We start from the raw sequence: 19372 nt of genomic DNA on the forward strand, positions 1-19372 counted from the left end.
CGGTTGGTTGTTCAATTATCACTTCTCCGAGTAGGAGGGGGGTGATAATACGTGAGTGAAATAGCGTTGCTACTGCAAGGTGGACTGTTTCTCGTTGCATTGTTAACGTTCGTCGTCGTTTTAATAGACAAGCTCAAAAAATAACAACCCACCTATGCCTATAGAATGTGGGTTGTTTTGTTTGTAAGAAACAAATAGGATAAATGAACAATCCAATCTGCTAAGTTACGTGGACTAGTGTGTAGCCGCACACTAGTCTTTTTTATTTATATACAATTTATAATTGGTTTATGTGATTGTATTGTTCTTTTCATACTCATTATAACACAGTGTCTTTTCATCAAGAAAGGAGACCGTATGTTCTGATTTCTATTGTATAGTAGGTGCTTTTTCTTTAAACAGCCCATCCATATACTGCTTTAAACTTTGGATATAAAATTTCTGTGTATTCACATTATTTACACCGACAATTGGTGATGGAAGGTCGAATCTTTTTTCTGATAAATGAACAACAACATCAAAAATATCAAATAGACGAATGAAACAGAACAGCCCATCTTTATCGCTAAGTAAAATAAAGTAATGATTTTCACTACTTGTATTTAGCGTATTCCATAAAGAACTTTTGCTTAAATCACGTACAATGCTTTTTTCTTTTAGTTCCACGAAATCTGCATTTGAGAGAATGGTAGAAATATCAATCGCATCTTGATCTTCAAAGTAGCCATCAACTGCTTGTACAGCGAATGTATAAGCCATTTTTAATATACTCATTTTATATTTACGGTTATCTAATAGCAATTCACGTTGAATAGAACTCGCTACTTTCGTTACACGTTCTTCTTTCCAAATTTCATTATGTAAGGAAATATCGTGCTTTTTACATAGTTTCATAATTAATGCATTAGAATAAAGAATTTCGTCGCTTACTTCGACAACATCAGTCTCAGCAGCCGCAAGTTCTTCACCGTGCTCATTCGTATAGAGTGGGGAATCAATTTGTCTTTTCATTTGTTCAATCTTAAACTGACTCAATTTATGCCTAATTAAAGGACGATCAATATTTGTTGTCATTTGTTCATGACAAGTATCACAAATTGAGTTTGTGAAATAATATCCACATAATATTTCTGGAATGACATATTGTTCACTAAGTTCTTTCGTATCTTTTCTGCAAATGATGCATTGTGTCATTTTTATCACCTTTACCCGCAAATTTGTATATAATCTCATTGTAGTGTATTTATTGGTATTTTGGAATATTGTAAAGGAAAATATTATGTGAAATTCATGTTTATTTTGGTACAATGAAGAGAAGTGCTAGTTTAAAGGAGGCCATTTTTTTGAAATCGAAAGTGCACTTTTGGACATTAGAAGTGCTAATGGTTGTAGGAATCATATTTATTTGCACAAAAATATCATTTTTATTTCAACCGATTGGTATCTTCATATCAACATTATTTTTCCCAATCTTAATCGCGCTTTTTTTATACTTCATATTTAATCCTGTATTAATCTTTTTGGAGAATAAAAAAGTACCTAGAAATTTAGCGATATTACTGTTATATCTTTTTATCATAACATTAACTGCCGTTGGCGTTGGAGTAGTTGTTCCTACTATATCACAACAGCTAATGGACTTAGTAAAAAATATGCCAGGCTACATAAAAGAGGGAAAAGTATACATACAAGAATTATCACATCATAGGTTGTTTGAATGGTTATCTACACAAAACTACGTTTCCATTGAAACAATTGAAAAAAATGCAATTGAATACTTAAAAGATATACCAAATACAATTACGTCGAGTGCAACGGCTTTATTTGGTATTATCACGAACGTTGCATTAGTTGTATTTACTGTACCGTTCATTTTATTTTACATGTTTAAAGATGGACATGCCTTTCCAGGAAAAGCGGTAAGTTTATTACCAGAGTCTTACCGTGAAGAGGGGCTTCGTATCATTAAGGAAACGAACGAAACATTATCTGCATATATTCAAGGACAAGCGCTCGTTTGTATATTTGTAGGTGCGTTTACTTTTATCGGTTATTTAATTATCGATTTACCGTACGCTTTCGTTTTAGGAATTATTGCAGCATTTACAAACATCATTCCTAACTTAGGTCCATTTATTGGGGCAGCACCAGCTGTTATTGTAGGACTGTTCGTATCTCCGATGCAAGCCTTATACGTAATTATTATCGTAACAATTGTACAACAGTTTGAAAGTAATATTATTTCACCACGTATTATGAGCTCGAAATTAAACATTCACCCATTAACAATTATTATCCTAATTTTAGGGGTAGGTAACTTTGCTGGAATCATCGGAATGATTTTAGCAGTACCAGTTTATGCAGTAACAAAAACTGTTGTTTCGAACTTAGTGAGATTGTTTAAGACAAAGAGAAGTAATCGTAAATAGTAAAACCTGAGAAAGATACACCGCTTTTTAAGTGGTGTATCTTTTGTTTATAAATAAATAATTAAAAGTGGGTTGATTTGATTTTATTATATATTTTTTATACATCAAATTCAGTGATAAACTTGTGTGATATAAGCTCTATAAAACTATGTGGAATCCCTCTGAACTATCCAAATCAATTCCTTACAGCGTGCTATCAACATCATAATCGACTCCTTTCAATTCTATATAGTTAAACGATTAAAGGTGAGTGTAGTATTTGCTTCTACGATCTCGAATTTCATCAATAACTTGTTTATATTGTCTTTCTTGTTTTAATTCATTTTGAGATATTGTTTCTTTTTGAATCGTAATCGTTAAAAAGAAAAGGTGAAACTTCATATGTGAATTCCTCCTTTCGAATTGGAATTACAGATGACTACAGTAATGACTTTGTCTTTCTTTTACAGAATCCATAGCCTGATTAATTTGTCGTTCATGAAACATTTCAGACTCAGAAAATTTATTTTTTTGAATGGTAATGGTTAAAAAGAATACTTTAAATTTCATTAGATAATTGCCCCTTTATAAGTGATTTAGAAAAAACGAGTGTAATAAGAAATTACAGGTGACTACAGTAATGACTTTGTCTTTCTTTTACATGATCTATAGCCTGAATAATTTGTCGTTCATGAAGCATTTCAGACTCAGAAAATTTATTTTTTTGAATGGTGATGGTTAAAAAGAATACTTTAAATTTCATTAGATAATTACCCCTTTATAAGTGATTTAGAAAAAAAGAGTGTAATAAGAAGATTGGCGCTCTTTTACTTCGCCCATAATATTTTGAATGTGTTGCTCACGTAAAATCTCTTTCTGTAAAAGTTTACGTTTTTGAATGGTGATGGTTAAAAAGAATGCTTTAAATTTCATGAATATATTACCCCTTTAAAATATATTTTTAATACATTTGAGTGTAGTATGAACTTTTAATGTCAATTATTTTATCAGTCAGTTGTTTTAACTGTTGTTTACGATTAATTTCAGTTTCAGATAAAGTATTTTTTTGAAGGACAGTCGTAAAAAAGAAAATATGAAAAGTCATAAATGAATTCCTCCTTTCGAAAAGGAATTACATGTGATCACAATAAAGTGCTTGGCGCTCCTTAATATCATTCATAGCTTTTTCAATTTGCTCATTATGAAGAATTTCATCTTTGGAAATTGTATTTCTTTGAATCGTAATACTTAAAAACAATACGCTAATAGTCATTGAATGTTGCTCCTTTCTTAGAAAAATAATGTAAGAGACTAAAAAATCGCGCAAAAAAACCACAGGAAGATACAGTTCTCCTATGGCTGGGCGTGAAAAAGCCACAGGAAAGTATACGACCTCCTGTGGCGAATTTATGAATTAAATGAAATAAAGTACGATTTTCAATTCTCCATTAGGGTGGTCGAATTCATATTTAATTGTCCAGAAAACACAGGTGTAGTTAACGCTAAAGTTAATGCATGTAATTGTAATTTCATCATTTCCTTCGACCTCCTTTTAGAATTTTTTTCTTACGTTAGTAAGTATATACAATTAATGGATAATTGTAAACATAAAAAATGAAAATTTTTAATTTTGATTAAAATGCGTATATTTAAAAAGGGATTTGGAAGTAAATATTGTAATTAACGAAATATCGATAAAAATGGGGGATGCTAAATGAAATATATGCATCATAACATGATCGTTATGCTAACAATTTTTTTATTCATTGCGGCTTGTTCTAACGGAGAAAGAATAAAAGATATATATGATGTTAGGTCAGATGATTTTAAGAAATATACTGGGGCATACGTTGGTAATAATTCAGATGTGGTTGCAATTATTAATCATTTACCTGGTGGTGAAACATTTCAAAGTGTAAGTTTAGAACATGAAAATGTAAAAGTGAAATATGGCGCAAAAGAGAGTGGGGCTCTTACAGAAGAAATGATTGAGACGTATTGGTTTGATGAGAAAGATACGATGAAGAAGAATTTTCTCTTTAATGCTATCTATCTAGTAATTTTAGTACCAAACGCAAAAGCTTATGAGTTTCAAATAGAAAATAAAAACTTTAAGATAACGAGGGAAGAAATGTTATCAATTTTGCATAGGGAATTCGATGATTTTCCAAAAGAAAATGATATATGGGATAAAATTAAAGTTATAAAGTTCTTTAACGACAATGAAGAAAAAATTAAAATGCTTGTGGAAGATAAAGATTTTCGGAAATCTTTATTTGCTAAATATCCAGTGAGGCAGTTGAAATAATGGAGGGGAGAAGATGGAGTTAGTATACAAAATTTCTTATCATAGAATGCAGGATCATTATTTACCTAAGTTAGTACAGGCAATTAGGCTCGTTAGTGAAGAAGATTTGTGGAAACAAGAGGCCTCTGTGAATTCAATTGGTGGAATCGTACTACATATTTGTGAACATTTACAGAGAAATACATGGCGTTATAAGGATCCCAATATAGTTTTTGAAAATGGAATTGAGGAGTATTTTCCAGTAAAACGACAACGTACTGAAGTTGTGCTACAGTACGTTGAAAAAGTATTTGATGAATGGGGAAAAGCATATATACAAGCACGGGAAGAAAAAAGCCATGTTGAACTTCATAGTTTATTACATTTAGTGGAGCACACGAGTTATCATTTAGGGCAAATAGTAGATCGTACAAAGTCAATACAGGGACAACAATTTAACTTTTGTCAAAATGGTATAAATGAAAAGAATTTGAGAACAAGAGTTGAAACTTCGAAATTTTAGAAAGAGAGTCATTTTAATAGATATTCCCTATTTTATGGTTATTTCAATTGGATTAACAATTCTTTATATCATAACTAGTAGTATATTTATTCGTAAAGTATCATTTGAACGAACAGTTTAAAATAGTGATAGATTATTCTTTTAGGGAGAAGGAAAATATATGGGAGACACGTCCTCACTAATAACCGTCTTTTTATGCATTGCACTACTAATATTTTGGCGTCGTTATCGCTCCATGCATAAGCCAATAAAGGGATCGGGAAAACGTATTTTATGGCCATTACTATTTTTAACACCAGGTATTGTATGGTTTTTAGGTCCCGTACATCTAGCTATATTACAAGTAATTATAGCGGTATTCATTGGTGTACTTTTTGCTGTGCCGCTTATAGTATTAACAAATTATGAACGAAGAGATGATGGGAATATTTATACGAAAAAAAGTGCAGCTTTTTTAATTACTTTTATTGCACTTGTCGTTTTGAGATACGGTTCAAGAAAATATATTGTTGACTTAGATCAGCAAACAATAGGTTTATTATTTTATGTTGTTGCAGTATCGTATATTTTTCCTTGGAGAATTGCCTGTTATATAAAGTTTAGGAAAGTTTGGCTGGAAAATAATAATCATGCTATATGAAAACTTCTCATTTGAGAAGTTTTTTTATTTTTACAGGTAAGCAAAACAAGTTGTTGAAGGGCAGGCTGTCATAGAATATGATACATATTATAATGAGGAAAAGTTGAGGGGATAAAAATGCGTACAATTTTACTTTTTCTAAACAACATGTTCATTAGCGAAATCGAGGACATTAGGCAAAAACATGATCCTTTATTTGGATTAATTCCACCGCATATTACAATTGTATTCCCATTTGAAAGTTCGATTTCAAATGATGAGCTGAAATTACATATTTTAAATGTATCAAAACCGATACAGAATATAGAAATTGAATTTAAGAATCAAATTACAAGTGAAAGAGAATATTTGTTTTTACGAGTTGAAAAGGGGAAAGAACAAATAGAGGAACTACATAATATTCTATATAAAGGACCTTTATTACAATTTTTGAAAGAAGACATTCCGTACATCCCGCATGTAACAGTCGGAAGAAAAGAAAGTGCCGTGTTAGCTGCTGAAGTAGTGAAGGAGATTCCTAGTTTTCATGGGAAGTTAAATTGTGTGATTGATAGAATAAGCGTGGAGCGAATTGGAGAGAACGGGGAATCAATTATTGAATTTGAAGTGCCATTTCTAAAAAGCTGACAAAAGTCAGCTTTTTATTTCGTAGCATGAAGTAATGCACCAATTGCACCGCTATTACCACCATCTTGTAAAAAGATTGGTGTTTTATTTTGATATTCGGTGTAGCTACTAATAATATGTTGAAGTTGTACGTTATTACATAAAGTCGAACCAATATAAATAATATGTTCAATGTTTTTTGTTTCAGCGAATTGAAGGCTTAATGCAGTAACGACTTCACCGACAAGTCCTTGTACAGTAGCTAGTATATCGGAGCTACTATTATTTGATTCTGTAATAGCTGCTTTCCCGAAGTTACTAGCAGTTAAGTTATTATCGATAGGGGAAAGAATACCACCATAAATATCTCCAACCGTAATATCTAGTTCTTTTCTAGAGCCTACTTTTGTTAGAGGGATTACAACTTCAAAATGATCTATATTTGTTAACAATTTTGAAAGTCCCATAATAGTCCCACCGCCAACTCCGGTTCCACCAGCGCGAATATATTGTTCATTATAAACGTAATGGATAGAAGTACCTGTACCGATATTGGTTAAAATAAAGTTGTTTATAGTGTGTTTTTCTTCTTTTAATATGTATTGGACACCTGCAAGAGTAGCTTCAAATTCGTTTAGCTCTACTATTTTATATGAACCTGTAAGCAGTTGCTGTAATAGTTTCGATTTACCACCCGTAATACATATTTGTTTTATGCCATTGTTGCTTTTAATCCAATCTATTATTTTATGTTGTTCATGCGAATAAAATTTTTCAAAAGTTAATAGCTTTATTTCGTTAAAATAAGCTATTTTCGTTAATGTGCCTCCAGCATCGATACCGATAGTACGTTCCATTTTCCTGCTCCTAACTACGTAATATGTTTTCCTATTTATTTAATTGGTTGAGAATAGATATTTCCAACTGATATAAGGAACACTTTAATCTGCTTGATATATTAATAGTTTTTCTATAGTTACAATCGGCTGGTCGTTTACAGTTGCAATACCTTTACCAAGAATAAAACCTCGGCGATTGCGAGTTAGCTCATAATGTAAATCAAGTTTATCACCGGGATATGCTTTTCCGTGGAATTCAACTTCATCTAAAGAGGAGAGAAATCCTAGTCCTTCAGAATCACTTGTATGTACAAACGCATTAAGCTGAGCAAGTGCTTCTACAATTAACATATGAGGCATATATTTTTGACTATCATTTATAAACCATTCGTTATTTGTAATGAGTTTATATCCTGTAACGGATTCACCTTGTTTTACATTTGTTACTTTATCAATCATTAAAAATGGATAACGATGGGGAAGTGTGTCTTTAATATGCATTTGTAATTACCTCCAATGAATAATACCCCTGCTAAAGTTAAGCAGGGGAGTGGGAACTAATTTTTAACTAATTCATTTGATTTTTCAAGAGCAAAAATGCCGCTATTTCTAATGTTTTCAACAACTTGTTGTAACACTTCTTTATCTTGAACAAGTGCAATACGTACAAAGCCTTCTCCGTGAGGTCCAAATGCATGACCTGGTGTAACAACGACATTCGCACAATCCATTAATGCATAAGCAAAGTCTAGAGAAGTCCATCCTTGTGGAATTTCAGCCCAGACGAACATACTACCAGCTGGCTTATCGACATTCCAGCCAAATGTTCGGAATCCATCGACTAAAGTATCTCTCCGTTCTTGATAAATATCGCGGTTTTTCTCACAAAATGCAGCGCCATTTCTTAGTGCTACAGATGCCGCTTTTTGAATTGGTAAAAATACACCGTAGTCGGTATTTGATTTAAATTGAGTAAGTGCACGAACAATTTCTTCGTTTCCAATCATATATCCAATACGGCTACCTGCTAAACTATAACTTTTTGACAAAGAATTGATTTCTACACCAACTTCTTTAGCACCATGTACAGAGAGGAAGCTAATTGGCTTATTACCATCGAAATAAAATTCAGCATAAGCAAAATCATGGACAACGATAATATTATGCTTTTTCGCGAATGCGATTACTTCTTTAAAGAAACCTTCATGAGCCATTGCTGGAACGGGATTCCCTGGGAAGTTTAAAATCATCATCTTCGCTTGATCGGCAATTTCTTCAGGGATGACTTCTAAGTCTGGTAAGAAATCATTCTCTTTCTTTAAAGGCATGTAGTAAGATGTTGCACCAGCCATTTGAATACCTGTTTCATAAGCTGTATATCCTGGATCAGGAACTAATATAATATCACCTGGATTTGCATAAACCATAGGTAAATGAACGAGCCCGTCTTGTGAACCCATTAATAATAAAACTTCTTTATCCGCATTTAATATAACGTTATGAGTGTTGTTGTAATATTCAGTTACAGCTTCGTGAAATTCTTGAATACCTGATAATGTATACCCGTAGCTCTCTTTTTCACTCGCTGTATGTACCATTGCTTCTCTTACAAAATCAGCTGGTGGCATATCAGGATTTCCGATACTTAAGTCAATCATGTTATGACCTGCTGCAATTTTTTCTTTTTTATAGGCCCCTAATTCACTAAATATAGAAGATTGGAATGCTTTCATTCTAGTTGCTAACGTGTAAGTCATCAAAACCCCTCCTAAAAACAGTGCTTTCATTCTGTGTTTTTAATTATTCTGAAAACACATGTTTACATTTTATCATTTTTTTATGAAAATTAAAATGATTGACAAATTTAGAAGAAGGATTAGCCTATTTTGAAAAGTAACGATGTAAATAGCGTAGATGTGTTAATTGAAATGTCTATTATAGGATTCATTTTATATAACTTAAGGTATTTTCTAGTTTTTATTAAGTATATTTCTCATGTTTTGAATGAAAAAGAATACGAAAACAAGGGCTATTTTTGCGGAGGATTTCTAAAGTGAAATAACGCAGAAAATATTTTCTGCGTCTCCTCTGAAATGTAATCATTTCTTTTTATATGTGCATAATTTTTCGGCTGTCAAAAAGTATACATTTAATGTACCGTCGGCAACTTTTAAAGTTTGGTCCGATGTAAATGAATTACCATAATCAATGTGATATACATTAGAATTTTTGACAAATGAGCCTTTATATAAATCGTCTTTATTCTTTGTTGTTTGCATTTCTACTAAATTTTGCACAATTTCCTCTTTATTTTCTTTTTTGACAACTGTTTCAAATTTATAATATACAGGGCATTCACCATTTTTATTGTCAACGACTTCCCAAGAACCGTATATATCGTTATTGCTGCATCCACTAAGTAGGATGATTAGTATAGGAATTGTAAGTAGAACCTTTTTCATTTTGTTCTCCTTTCTTTTAAATTTGAATAAACGTGCGAATACGATAGGGATATTATAATAAATAAAGTTTAAATTTTTTTAAAGAATTATTTAATTTCATATAAAAATTTAGGAGAAATTAAATAAGCATGAATCTAGTGTAAAGTCAGATTCATGCTAGTACTATAGCCTATGTTATGTCTTTTTTGAGGATAAATAAAGAGGAAAGCAGAATCACTATTCCATTTAATATATATACGCTTGCAATCATAAAGGCTAACGTACCTGCGCCAAATCCTGTTTCATCGAATATAGAAGCAAATGTTGCGATAGTCAAAAAGATAATGGGAGTCAGTAGTAAAAATATGAAACCTGCCACGATTCTTTTTTAAAACTATGTCCAGATAAGGAAATGGCTAAAAAGTTTAGGATGCTAAACAGAGCAATTGCAAAGAGCAGGACAATAAATACGTCGATGCCATCAGACATTTTACCACTCCTTTTATAAAGAGTACTTTTTATAATTTATTCGAAATAAAAGGGGGATACTCCTTTAGGTAATTTCAATAAACGTAATAAATAGGCGTATTATAAAACAAAGAAGTATGGATTCAATACTAGATCCATACTTCTTTGTTTATTTTATAAATTCGCAGATTGCGAATGCTGTTTTTCATAATGTTTCTGCTTAGAAAGGGAAATAGAAATAATCAATAATGAAACGAATCCGAAGATGAGAACCATATATTGTAACCCAATTGTATCTAAGAAGAAGCCTGTGCCAAGTAAGACGATTTGGAACATAACCCTCTCAAACATATTACGGAATGAGAAGAGGCGACCGTGATAACTTTTTTCCACTTTCGTTTGGAAAATCGTCGACATAATAGGGAAGAAGCAGCCAACACTAAACCCAAACAAACCAAATGATGTAAGAGCCATCCATTTTATATCGCTAAAGAACAATGACAGGTGTGCAAAAGCAGTACAAATTGCGAAGAAATATAGTAATTTTTCAGGTTTGAAATGATCAGATAGACGTTTAATTACGAAGGCACCTAACATAAATGCGACACCTTCAATTGTATATATGAACCCTTTAATCGTAGGATCATGTTGCATTTCGCTAATGTTAATAACCATTAAATTAAACCCAGCTATAAATAATAGAGGGATGATACTTAATATAAGTGCTGTAAAAGCAATAGGAATTCCTTTTAAAATACGAAATACTTCCATAAAGCTATTATCTTTTGCAGCTTGTTTACTTGGTGTTGTTGATTTCTTGTCTTCAAATTGTAGGAAGAACGTCGAGAGGAATAATAAGGCGTATGCTGCCATTGAAAAGGCATACATGTACTGTAAACTCATCACAACTAAAAGAATTCCACCTAGTGAAGTACCTGCAATACGAGCGATTGTACCAACATTCATATGTACACCATTCATTTGTAATAACTCATGCTCACGTACGATGAGTGGAATTACAGATTGTAATGCAGGGAAATAAAATGCTGCTGAAATTTGAAGAGCAACCATAAATGCAATCATAAATGCGATACTTTCGAATTGAATAGCGAAAAACATGAAAATAACACTTAAAACTCGACCAAACCCAGCGTAAAGAAGAACTTTTTTCTTTTCATACTGATCAATGACACGGCCAGCCATAGGTCCAACTAGAACACCGGCTAATAGTCCGATAAATAATATAACTGATTTCATGAAATCAGAAGGGACATATTTTTGCATAAATTCAAGGTTGCCAAGAATACCAAGCCATAATCCTAGACCTGCAATAAACTCCCCAATTAAAACAATCCAAACGTTTTTATTACGCCACATAACATAAAACCTCTCCGTCTTTTAAAATGAAAAACTCGTATATAAAACCTCCTTATTTATGTAGTATTTTTATACGAACTTTTTTAGAGTCAGAGTCTATATTACGTGTTTCATAATTGGATTTCAATCTTTTTGATTTGTAAAAAATTCGATGTATTAATTGATGAAATAAGTGAATTAAAACGTAAAAGATTTATGATTAAAGCTAATAGAAAGCAAGGATAAATATAAAAAAGCAAGAACGTATAACTACGTCTTGCTTTTCCAAAGTACAAAATTAAAAATTAATTTCACTTAGCAACATTTACGCTCTTGTCCAATAGCTAAAGCGCTAAAAGATAGAGGACCAACAACTTCTGCACTTGCACCACTAGTAAGGTTTTCTACAGTTAATGAATATTCGTGTGTTCCACTGCTAACGTTTTGGTCTATAGCTTGGAATGTTTGTACGTAGAATTGTTCAGAATCTGTAGATTCAATACCTACTTGTGCATTAAAAATTTCAATGTTATCACGGAAAATTCGGAATAAAACTTGTGAAATCTCAGTTATACCTTCTACACCAATTGTAGCGATTAATTCTACTCGATTATTTCGTGAATCTCTACTTGGAATTCTCAATTTCAAATTTGCTAAAATTGCTTTATTTGGAGAAGCTGGGATTGCAAAAGTTGTTTCACCAGTTTTACTTATAGGTTGAGTAGCTTGGTAATCAATGATATGAGTCATATTCTTCACCTCCTCATATACTAAAATATGAAAGCAGTGATGAATTAGCTTGGACAAATACTAGAATATTTTAATAGAGTACACAACAATTGTTGAAAAGAAGTAATTTACATAAAAGCATCAAGAATATATCACAATAAGATGATATTTTTCTTAATGCTTTTTGTAATTAAGCAGAATATTCTTCTTTACGTACTTCAAAAAATTCATTACGTCGTAAGTAATTAAAAATTTTCTCTGAAACCTCTTCTTCTTCAGACACTAAGAAACGATGATCAAAAGCGTAGAAAGATTGACCTTTAATTAATTTTACGTAATACATATTAAACGCCTCCTGACACTAGATTATTACTTACTTCATATTATGATGGCCTATATGTCTGCTAAAAATACTTGGAGTTTCAAAAGAGGTAAGTAAAGGGATAAAAGAGCTTACAATTCTGTAAGGTTTATGTCACCTTTTTCGATAGTTTACTTTCACCAATTTCTTCTATACTACAAATAAGTTACACAAAATAAGGGGGTAAAAAGATGGATGAAGTAATTGGAGAAGTTGTAGCTGGTATTTGTGAATTGGTAGTAGAAGTAACAGCGGACGCTATAGGAAGTTTAGTTTCCGGAAATGATGAGGAAAAAGAAACATTATAATAATTTGTAAAAGTATCAAGTTGATCAAATTGTAAAGGCTGATTTCTAAAGGGAAGGCAGCTTTTTTATTTTTTACATTATATTAACATAATTTGAATATTCATTTGTTATTATATTGAAGAAACCGATATAAGGAGGTGAATAAACAAATATGTCGAATTCGGAGTCTGATTTATCTGTTTCTCGTTTGATTGTGGCAAATGTAGAGGAAAAGGAATATCATTTTATTGTTCGTGAACATCCGATTGTAGGGAAATTTATATCGTTATTTGAAAATGGAAAAGAATATGGTTTAATAGATAAACAAATCGCGAATAAAGATAAATTTATTACATCGGAGCTTACTAAATTAGATTATTTTAACATAGATGTTTTATATCATACACCTGGGTGGATATGGATTGGTATGGATCAATTTGGATTACATGCACGTGAGGCTACTTATAACGAAGTAGATGTTATTATGAAGTTGAAAGAGGATTTATATTATATAGATGTATATGAAGAAATGAAAATGTAGTAAATATTTAGTCAGGTTAGGGGACAAGTTCCCGTAGCCTTTTTTGTTTAATGATAAAATGTAAAATTATATTATTTTGATGATAGGGAAATCTGATAAGAAGTGAGATGAAAAGAGGATTTGAAAATACATTAAGAGAATTGTAATAATTATATGAACCGTATATGTAAATAACAATAGAAAGAAGATGATAATATGAGTAAAGAAGAACTTGTGAAAAAACAGTTTGGAAGTAATGCAGATAAATATGTAAATAGTAAAATACATGCTAAAGGACTGGATTTACAATATGTAGTTCAACAAGTTGAGTCTCGTCATAATAATCGTCTTCTTGATGTTGCTACTGGTGGCGGACATGTGGCAAATATGTTAGCCCCTATGTTTGAAGAAGTAGTTGCACTTGATTTAACAGAACAGATGTTAGAAAAAGCAAAAGGTTTTATAAAGCAGAATGGTCATGAAAATGTGTCTTTTGTAGCAGGAAACGCAGAGGATTTACCATTTGCAGACCATTTTTTTGATGCAATTACATGCCGGATTGCAGCCCATCATTTTACGAATCCGGCTCAATTTATTTATGAAGTAAATCGTACGTTGGAGGATAATGGATTATTCATCTTAATAGATAATGTTTCGCCAGAAAATAATGAATATGATACATTTTATAATTTTATAGAAAAAAAGCGGGACCCAAGTCATGAACGAGCTCTTAAAAAGACAGAATGGCTTACTTTATTAGAAAAAAACGGTTTGCAAATGCAGTCATGTCTTACTTTTGATAAGAGGTTTGATTTTGACTGGTGGTGTAATATGATGGATGTCCCTGTACAAAAGCGTGAAAAATTAACAGAATGTATGATGAAAGCACCAAACGAAATGAAGGAATATTTTAATATTCAACTTAAAAATAATAAAGTAGATTCGTTCTATACTGAAATGGCTATGTTTATATGTAAAAAAAGTACAACGTTAAAAAGATAAATGTGTTGCAGTCTTTCTGAAGTACGATATACTTAGTACAGAGAAACTGAGAATTGAGGAATAGTTATAATGATTCGTGTACGCATTGAAGGTACTGAGGAAGAAATGCTTGAATTTATAGGGAAAATGCCGGACATCCCTGGATTTGAAAAGACACATATGAGAGAACCGAGAAAAGGAAATAACCCGAAATACGATTCAAGTAAAAATGTACTAGCATATTTGTCTTATAAAAAGATTGAAGTCGCCAATAAATAGGCGGCTTTTTTAGTTTGCGCTGTTTCACCGCCTTGTCTTTTTCACATAATAATAATAGTAGATTATGCTGAAGAGGGGTGAGAATAGTTAATAAGAAAATCATCTTTTTTGGAGACTTTGGTATTGATGACGCCGTAGCGTTAATTTATGCAAATAAAACGTGTAAATTAGATATTCTAGGTATTGTTGCAGAGTACGGGAATGTATCACGGGATATCGTTACGGAAAATGTTTATTTTTTAGAAAGGTACTATGCTACACAAGTGAAAATTATTGAAGGTGCGAGTAGGCCGATGACAGCTGAAGAGCCTTTATTTTTCCCTGAAATCCATGGGGATCACGGTTTAGGTCCTATTATTCCACCAGAGATGAGAATTTGTAAACGAGAAAATTTTTGTGAATTAATCAAATTAATCGAACCTTGTCCAGAAGATATTATAATTGTGGCGACAGGAAGACTAACGACGCTTGCTACGTTATTTTTATTGTATCCAAATATAATGGATCGTATTTGTTCGTATTATATAATGGGCGGCGCTTTCCTATTTCCAGGTAATGTTACACCAGTATCTGAAGCGAATTTTTATGGTGATCCAATTGCAGCAAATATTGTTATGAAATATGCGAAAAACGCTAGCATATACCCGTTAAATGTAACACAGGGCGCACTCATTACGCCTGAAATGGCCAATATAATAGATAAACAAGGAACTGGACAGGCGAAACTCATTAAACCAATGATTGATTTTTATTATGAGAACTTTTATAAAAAAGAATACCCAGGTATTGGTGGAAGTCCTATACACGATTTACTACCTTTTATCTCATTTATAAATGATAGTATTTTTGAATATAAAAAATCGGCAGTGTGGATTAGTACGACAAATGATGTGACTAGGGGCCAAAGTGTAGCTGACTTTAGAAAAATAGCTGAACCAACAAGGTTTGATGATCGACCGATTCAAAGAATTGCTGTTGGTTTTAACTATGCAGCTTTTAAAGAAGAGTTTATGCGAACAATATTGAAGCCAGATTGTCCGTAATGTGTTAATAATAAGTCGGATAAATCATTAGTTCGAAAAATGGTTTATTGGTGTGTATTATTCTCAAAAATCTTATAGTTGAGCAGCATGAATAACTTATGAAAAATGTCACATAACTAATGGTAAGCAATTGTTTCTAATTATATTTTGATTGGTTAAATATAAAGGAGGTTATTATATGATTTGGTCTTTAATCGTTGGTGGTTTATTAGGATGGTTTGCGAGCTTAATTACTGGAAGAGATGTACCAGGTGGTGTAATTGGTAATATTATTGCTGGTATTATCGGTTCTTGGATTGGTACGAAATTACTTGGTAGTTTCGGTCCTATTATAGGCGGATTTGCAATCATTCCTGCTTTAATTGGTGCGGTTATTTTGATCTTCATTGTGAGCTTTTTACTACGAGCAATGCGGAAATGAATGTAGCGGGACTGTTTACATTTGTAAGCAGTCCTTTTTATATGTTATGCTAGTATTATACAATCAGGAGGTGTCAGCATTGAAATCATTTACAGTAAATTTCCATCAAGAAGATAATGCAAAAGCGACAACAGTACATAAATTAAGTGAAGAGGACTTCAATAAGGCAACTGAAAAAGGTACTCGTCATTTATTCGATTTAGATACAAACGTTGGCTTCTTCGTATTCTTTGATGCAGAAGATGCAGAAGGAAATGATCAATACTTAATGTTACAATATGAAGGGGATCATGAAGAACCAACTGCGTGCTACGGATTTGATTTAAAACTATATTATCAATTTTTAGCGCTATACTTAAACGATCTTGAATTCCAAGGCGAAACAGATGAGGAAGAGGAAGAATACGGTCCAATTCATCATTTAGCGCACTTACTTTATCATATTGTTGAAGATGGTAAATCAATCGAAGTGTAATATACATATTTGAAGCTGTCCTTTTAGGGCAGCTTTTTTATATGACATTGAAATGGTGTACTGTGAGCTAAATAAAGTGCAACTTTAATCAGTGGGAGTTTTGTTCATCCCCACTGATTATTAATTGAACCAATTGGGCTTTTACGGGATAAATTAATAATAGAAATTTATTTATTACTTTCATGTTAGCATCGTAAAACACCTGTTATAATGATTGTAATTAAATTCATGGATGCTAATTCTATGCTTGTAGATGTAAAGGCTTTTATTAAAGCTGCAGGTTTAACATGTATTTCATCATTAAGTGGAGATAATACATTTGCTTATAATTTTGAAACTGTAAAAAGCGCTATCGCTACATTTTTTAAGAAACTAAGATTTACCGTTTAATTTCATTTCAACCAGTAGGAAAAGAGTAATCACTTCCTACTGGTTTTTTCTGTTTCAAGGAGCTATTGTGACAGCATGTTTTAAGCTATAGATAGAGGATATTATCATTGAGAAGAGAAGGTTTAAATAAGGAGATGAAAATGGTTTCGTTTATCAGGAGGTAGTTACTTCGGATATAACAGACTTGGTTACTTTTTAGGAACAGCTTTTGTAACATATTTTGTACAAGCCTTTGGAGAGAGTGAAGCACTGACTTTTTAGAACAAAAATAATTTGAAAAGTAGTGTAATGGGTTAGTTATCGAAATGAATAAGATGCAATAGGGGGTAAAATGATGAAAGGGTATTTGAAAATAGTCATGTTGTTTTTGGCTTTAGCATGTATGTTTGCGCTAACAGCATGTAAAGGGACAGACGAAAAAAAGGAAACAAATCCAACCTCGGAAAATAATAAAAATGAACAAAGCAATTCTTCAGAAGAACAGAAAAATCCTGAAGCAAAACCAAGTAATGAAAAAACAACAAAACCATCACCTGAGCCAGATTCGAAAAATAGAACACTTAATCAAAAATCAATTAACCACGTTAAAGATTTATTTGAACTAGCAAAAGAAGGAAAAGTACCTAATGTACCATTTGCAGCCCATACAGGGGATATTGAAGAAATAGAAAAAGCATGGGGGAAAGCGAATAAAACCGAACATGCAGGGAATGGAATGTACGCAACTTTTACAAATAAAAATGTTGTTTTCGGATTTAATAAAGGGTCACAAGTTTTTGATGTACGCTCATATCATGCAGAACTAAAATCAATTACATTACAAGAAATTGAAAAAGCATTAGGAAAACCATCTTCAGTTAAAGGGAATGGTGAAGACAAAATATATGTATACAAAGTAAATAACCAGTATGAGTTGAAATTTGTCATTCCAAAATCGACTGGTAAGGTAGATCATATTTCCGTATTTTCACCAGAGGATAGTATTAATAAAATGGCTGGATAAGAAATTAAGTGATTTCAAAAACACCTCACTTTCTTTGAAGTGAACCCCGAAAACGGGACACCAATCAAAACACCTAAACCACTTGTTCCCTAAATTCTTTAGGGGATAGGTGGTTTAATTTTTCTTGAATTCGCACACAATTGTAGTAATGAATGTATTCTAGCACAATCTTTCGCACAGTTGTGTTGGATACTTTTGTTATCTTTTGTGAATAGAAAGCTTCACTTTTTAAATGACCAAAGAAGCTTTCCATGACGGCATTATCATGGCAATTTCCTCTCCGGGACATGCTGGTGATCATGCCGTTTTCTTTGGCATACGCTTGAAATTCTTTTGCTGTATAAATACTTCCTTGATCCGAGTGAAGAAGGACATCTTTTACTTTTCGCCCTCTCATTGCTTGTTTCAATGTTTTCATCGCTAATGTCAGTGTTTGTGATTCGCTGATGACACAACTAATAATTTCACGATTAAAGGCATCCATGATCGTTGATAAATACAAGGTACGCTCTCCAAATAAGAGATACGTCACATCCGTAAACCACTTTTCATTTGGTTTGGATGCATCGAATTGGCGCTCCAATCGATGAGGGGCTACCATTGGTTCCGCACCATTGATATATTTCTTTTTCTTCCGACGCACTTTTGAAAGAATATGATTTTGTCTCATGATTCGTAATACTTTTTTATGATTGACACACAGTCCCATTTTTCGAAGAGTAGCGGTCACTCTTCGATATCCATACCGGAATTTATGCCTAAGACAGACGTCCTTTACTCTTTCTTCTATATCATCTTTCAGATCTTCCGTTCGTTGTAACCAACGATAAAATGTAGAACGGGGTAATTCTAATACGTTACACAAGTCTTTTACCGTTATTTTTGTTTGTACATTTCTCCATAAAGTAACTACAGTTTCTGGTTTCAGCCCCTTTCGATTTCCAGATACTTTCCCCATACAAGTAATTTTGTTTTTAGATGTTTATTTTCTAAACGTAGCTGTTCTAATTCACTGAGCTCTTTTGGTCCTTTTCCATAAGAATATTGTTTTCCTACAGGTTGTTGAAAACGATACGTTTGATCTGTACGATACCATTTCATCCATGTCTTAATTTGGGAAACATTTTTAATTCCGAGTTTCTCCATAATTGCACGATTTGAATAACCGTCTTTCTTCATTTCAATGACTTTCCACTTTGTTTCTTCTGGGTAATGAACTCTTGTCTTCAAACGAAAAACACCTCCAATGAATTTGCATACTTAGTATGCGAATTCAGGAGGTGTTTTTTCATGTACCACTATTCGGGTTCACTTC

Annotated in this window: 29 protein-coding genes and 3 pseudogenes; 16 read left to right on the forward strand and 16 right to left on the reverse strand. The window is 32.4% G+C overall.

Annotated elements, in window-relative coordinates; all coding sequences use genetic code 11:
• Positions 1-51 precede the first annotated feature (51 nt).
• The gene (locus tag JFU02_RS31880; RefSeq protein ID WP_001289320.1) at positions 52-144 is read left to right on the forward strand and encodes a putative holin-like toxin; all 93 of its coding nucleotides are present in this window, start codon (positions 52-54) and stop codon (positions 142-144) included.
• Positions 145-369: 225 nt separating this feature from the next.
• On the opposite strand, the gene JFU02_RS01160 is transcribed toward JFU02_RS31880, so the two are convergent.
• On the reverse strand, positions 370-1194 hold the full coding sequence (locus JFU02_RS01160) for an HNH endonuclease (RefSeq protein ID WP_000189708.1): 825 nt from the start codon (positions 1192-1194) through the stop codon (positions 370-372).
• 149 nt (positions 1195-1343) lie between these two features.
• On the opposite strand from JFU02_RS01160, the gene JFU02_RS01165 reads away from it, so the two are divergent.
• Positions 1344-2429, forward strand: a complete 1086-nt coding sequence (locus JFU02_RS01165; RefSeq protein ID WP_000837892.1) for an AI-2E family transporter — start codon at positions 1344-1346, stop codon at positions 2427-2429.
• Between the two features lie 240 nt (positions 2430-2669).
• Here the strand turns inward: JFU02_RS01165 and JFU02_RS01170 are convergent, their stop codons facing one another.
• Genes JFU02_RS01170 through JFU02_RS01195 form a run of 6 tightly spaced genes read right to left on the reverse strand, consistent with a single transcriptional unit; the run spans position 2670 to position 3681 of the window.
• The gene (locus JFU02_RS01170) at positions 2670-2810 is read right to left on the reverse strand and encodes a YrzI family small protein (RefSeq protein WP_000668497.1); all 141 of its coding nucleotides are present in this window, start codon (positions 2808-2810) and stop codon (positions 2670-2672) included.
• 27 nt (positions 2811-2837) lie between these two features.
• Positions 2838-2978, reverse strand: coding sequence for a YrzI family small protein (locus JFU02_RS01175; RefSeq protein ID WP_000669803.1), 141 nt, complete (start codon positions 2976-2978; stop codon positions 2838-2840).
• A gap of 52 nt (positions 2979-3030) precedes the next feature.
• Entirely contained in the window at positions 3031-3171 is a 141-nt protein-coding gene (locus JFU02_RS01180) for a YrzI family small protein (protein ID WP_098517006.1), read from the reverse strand.
• Positions 3172-3197: 26 nt separating this feature from the next.
• A complete protein-coding gene (locus JFU02_RS01185) occupies positions 3198-3341 on the reverse strand; it encodes a YrzI family small protein (protein ID WP_061666552.1) in 144 nt (47 codons plus the stop codon).
• A gap of 28 nt (positions 3342-3369) precedes the next feature.
• Positions 3370-3513, reverse strand: coding sequence for a YrzI family small protein (locus JFU02_RS01190; protein WP_000142728.1), 144 nt, complete (start codon positions 3511-3513; stop codon positions 3370-3372).
• 27 nt (positions 3514-3540) lie between these two features.
• Positions 3541-3681 (reverse strand): YrzI family small protein, encoded by a 141-nt coding sequence (locus tag JFU02_RS01195; protein ID WP_098517005.1) that lies wholly within the window; start codon positions 3679-3681, stop codon positions 3541-3543.
• Between the two features lie 441 nt (positions 3682-4122).
• On the opposite strand from JFU02_RS01195, the gene JFU02_RS01200 reads away from it, so the two are divergent.
• From JFU02_RS01200 to JFU02_RS01220, 5 genes and pseudogenes are all read left to right on the forward strand, one after another.
• Positions 4123-4716 (forward strand): DUF4825 domain-containing protein, encoded by a 594-nt coding sequence (locus JFU02_RS01200; protein WP_086407440.1) that lies wholly within the window; start codon positions 4123-4125, stop codon positions 4714-4716.
• A gap of 13 nt (positions 4717-4729) precedes the next feature.
• Positions 4730-5218, forward strand: coding sequence for a DinB family protein (locus JFU02_RS01205; RefSeq protein WP_098318093.1), 489 nt, complete (start codon positions 4730-4732; stop codon positions 5216-5218).
• A 10-nt stretch (positions 5219-5228) separates the two neighbouring features.
• A pseudogene (locus tag JFU02_RS01210) lies at positions 5229-5339 on the forward strand (DUF4052 family protein); the annotation flags it as partial.
• 39 nt (positions 5340-5378) lie between these two features.
• Positions 5379-5858: a CcdC family protein gene (locus tag JFU02_RS01215; RefSeq protein WP_000502961.1), complete on the forward strand. Its 480-nt coding sequence runs from the start codon at positions 5379-5381 to the stop codon at positions 5856-5858.
• 117 nt (positions 5859-5975) lie between these two features.
• A complete protein-coding gene (locus tag JFU02_RS01220) occupies positions 5976-6485 on the forward strand; it encodes a 2'-5' RNA ligase family protein (protein WP_098013410.1) in 510 nt (169 codons plus the stop codon).
• 14 nt (positions 6486-6499) lie between these two features.
• Here the strand turns inward: JFU02_RS01220 and coaW are convergent, their stop codons facing one another.
• The 8 genes and pseudogenes from coaW to JFU02_RS01260 form a co-directional block, all read right to left on the reverse strand.
• On the reverse strand, positions 6500-7321 hold the full coding sequence (coaW, locus tag JFU02_RS01225; RefSeq protein WP_201069445.1) for a type II pantothenate kinase: 822 nt from the start codon (positions 7319-7321) through the stop codon (positions 6500-6502).
• Positions 7322-7405: 84 nt separating this feature from the next.
• Positions 7406-7804 carry a 3-hydroxyacyl-ACP dehydratase FabZ family protein gene (locus JFU02_RS01230; RefSeq protein ID WP_098328837.1) on the reverse strand — a complete coding sequence of 133 codons (399 nt, stop codon included), beginning with the start codon at positions 7802-7804 and terminating at the stop codon, positions 7406-7408.
• A gap of 56 nt (positions 7805-7860) precedes the next feature.
• On the reverse strand, positions 7861-9060 hold the full coding sequence (locus JFU02_RS01235) for an LL-diaminopimelate aminotransferase (protein WP_000222690.1): 1200 nt from the start codon (positions 9058-9060) through the stop codon (positions 7861-7863).
• A gap of 342 nt (positions 9061-9402) precedes the next feature.
• Complete coding sequence (locus JFU02_RS01240; RefSeq protein WP_000757022.1) at positions 9403-9765, reverse strand: hypothetical protein; 363 nt, start codon at positions 9763-9765, stop codon at positions 9403-9405.
• A gap of 169 nt (positions 9766-9934) precedes the next feature.
• Positions 9935-10233: pseudogene (locus JFU02_RS01245) on the reverse strand (hypothetical protein).
• Between the two features lie 153 nt (positions 10234-10386).
• Complete coding sequence (locus JFU02_RS01250) at positions 10387-11589, reverse strand: MFS transporter (RefSeq protein WP_061666566.1); 1203 nt, start codon at positions 11587-11589, stop codon at positions 10387-10389.
• Positions 11590-11883: 294 nt separating this feature from the next.
• Positions 11884-12318 carry an exosporium protein ExsC gene (exsC, locus tag JFU02_RS01255; RefSeq protein ID WP_000148794.1) on the reverse strand — a complete coding sequence of 145 codons (435 nt, stop codon included), beginning with the start codon at positions 12316-12318 and terminating at the stop codon, positions 11884-11886.
• 169 nt (positions 12319-12487) lie between these two features.
• Positions 12488-12640, reverse strand: a complete 153-nt coding sequence (locus JFU02_RS01260) for a YqbF domain-containing protein (protein ID WP_000291904.1) — start codon at positions 12638-12640, stop codon at positions 12488-12490.
• Between the two features lie 477 nt (positions 12641-13117).
• Between JFU02_RS01260 and JFU02_RS01265 the strand changes: the two genes are divergently transcribed.
• From JFU02_RS01265 to JFU02_RS01305, 9 genes and pseudogenes are all read left to right on the forward strand, one after another.
• The gene (locus JFU02_RS01265; protein ID WP_000071361.1) at positions 13118-13486 is read left to right on the forward strand and encodes a hypothetical protein; all 369 of its coding nucleotides are present in this window, start codon (positions 13118-13120) and stop codon (positions 13484-13486) included.
• 195 nt (positions 13487-13681) lie between these two features.
• The gene (locus JFU02_RS01270) at positions 13682-14467 is read left to right on the forward strand and encodes a class I SAM-dependent methyltransferase (protein WP_061666568.1); all 786 of its coding nucleotides are present in this window, start codon (positions 13682-13684) and stop codon (positions 14465-14467) included.
• Positions 14468-14536: 69 nt separating this feature from the next.
• Positions 14537-14725: a DUF3970 family protein gene (locus tag JFU02_RS01275; RefSeq protein WP_000621875.1), complete on the forward strand. Its 189-nt coding sequence runs from the start codon at positions 14537-14539 to the stop codon at positions 14723-14725.
• A gap of 77 nt (positions 14726-14802) precedes the next feature.
• On the forward strand, positions 14803-15768 hold the full coding sequence (locus tag JFU02_RS01280; RefSeq protein WP_001223681.1) for a nucleoside hydrolase: 966 nt from the start codon (positions 14803-14805) through the stop codon (positions 15766-15768).
• 178 nt (positions 15769-15946) lie between these two features.
• On the forward strand, positions 15947-16189 hold the full coding sequence (locus JFU02_RS01285) for a GlsB/YeaQ/YmgE family stress response membrane protein (RefSeq protein ID WP_086407445.1): 243 nt from the start codon (positions 15947-15949) through the stop codon (positions 16187-16189).
• 79 nt (positions 16190-16268) lie between these two features.
• Entirely contained in the window at positions 16269-16664 is a 396-nt protein-coding gene (locus JFU02_RS01290) for a hypothetical protein (protein WP_000834883.1), read from the forward strand.
• 243 nt (positions 16665-16907) lie between these two features.
• Positions 16908-17054 carry a hypothetical protein gene (locus tag JFU02_RS01295; protein ID WP_000959550.1) on the forward strand — a complete coding sequence of 49 codons (147 nt, stop codon included), beginning with the start codon at positions 16908-16910 and terminating at the stop codon, positions 17052-17054.
• Between the two features lie 138 nt (positions 17055-17192).
• Positions 17193-17315: pseudogene (locus tag JFU02_RS01300) on the forward strand (aminopeptidase); the annotation flags it as partial.
• A gap of 70 nt (positions 17316-17385) precedes the next feature.
• Complete coding sequence (locus JFU02_RS01305; protein ID WP_103945226.1) at positions 17386-18057, forward strand: YjgB family protein; 672 nt, start codon at positions 17386-17388, stop codon at positions 18055-18057.
• A 73-nt stretch (positions 18058-18130) separates the two neighbouring features.
• Here JFU02_RS01305 and JFU02_RS01310 read toward each other — a convergent pair.
• Positions 18131-19287 (reverse strand): IS3-like element ISBt2 family transposase gene (locus JFU02_RS01310; protein WP_097821174.1). Its coding sequence is split into 2 segments (ribosomal slippage): positions 18131-19035 and positions 19035-19287, totalling 1158 coding nucleotides; the frame shifts between segments, so codons are not numbered across the junction.
• Positions 19288-19372: the final 85 nt, after the last annotated feature.

Origin of the sequence: Bacillus sp. TH13 (assembly GCF_016651175.1) — a bacterium.
GTDB lineage: Bacteria > Bacillota > Bacilli > Bacillales > Bacillaceae_G > Bacillus_A > Bacillus_A thuringiensis_S.